This is a genomic window from Paracoccus sp. P2 (assembly GCF_046335115.1).
GTDB classification, from domain to species: domain Bacteria; phylum Pseudomonadota; class Alphaproteobacteria; order Rhodobacterales; family Rhodobacteraceae; genus Paracoccus; species Paracoccus pantotrophus.
Genome location: NZ_JBGOSN010000167.1, coordinates 1 through 887, shown reverse-complemented (window position 1 = coordinate 887; position 887 = coordinate 1). Strand labels below are relative to the sequence as shown.

The window sequence follows — 887 nt, the reverse complement described above, 5'->3', positions numbered from 1 at the left end:
GGCATGAGCCAGCGTCAGGCGGCGAAGGCCTTCAACATCTCCCGTGATACGGTTGCGAAGATGATGACGTTCTCGGTGCCACCGGGCTACCGGCGGACGGCCGAGGTCAGGCGGCCGAAGCTTGATCCCTTTATCCCGATCATTGAGGGCTGGCTTGAGGCGGATCGCTCCATGCCGCGGAAGCAGCGGCACACCGCGAAGCGGGTGTTCGACCGGCTGCGTGACGAATGCGGGTTCACCGGCGGCTACACGATCATCAAGGACTACATTCGGGAGCGGGAACGGCGGGGCCAGGAAGTGTTCGTGCCGCTGGCGCATCCCCCGGGCCATGCGCAGGCTGACTTCGGCGAGGCGATGGTCAGGATCGGCGGTGTCGAGCAGAAGGCCCACTTCTTTGTTCTGGATCTGCCGCACAGCGACGCCTGTTACGTCCGCGCCTATCCGGCGGCTGTGGCCGAGGCCTGGGTGGACGGCCATATCCACGCCTTTGCCTTCTTTGGGGCGGTCCCCCAGTCGATTGTCTATGACAACGACCGGTGCCTGGTGGCGAAGATCCTGCCCGATGGCACCCGCAAGCGGGCCGCCCTGTTCAGCGGGTTTCTATCCCATTACCTGATCCGGGATCGCTATGGCCGCCCCGGCAAAGGCAACGACAAGGGGAATGTCGAGGGCCTGGTGGGCTATTGCCGCCGCAACTTCATGGTGCCGCTCCCCGAGTTCGCGACCTGGGAGGCGTTCAACCTCTGGCTGGAGGAGCAATGCCGCAAGCGCCAGCAGGATGTCCTGCGCGGTGAGGGCGAAACGATCGGCGAGCGGCTGCAGCGCGATCTGGCAGAGATGCGATCCTTGCCTGCTTCACCCTTTGACGCCTGCGATCAGGACACCGG

At 64.8% G+C, this 887-nt stretch carries 1 protein-coding gene; it reads left to right on the top strand.

Features of this window, described 5'->3' with window-relative positions; translation table 11 throughout:
- Window positions 1-3: 3 nt before the first annotated feature.
- Window positions 4-887 (top strand): IS21 family transposase (istA, locus tag ACDP63_RS25025; RefSeq protein ID WP_409928876.1); only part of this gene is annotated, 884 nt, incomplete at its 3' end.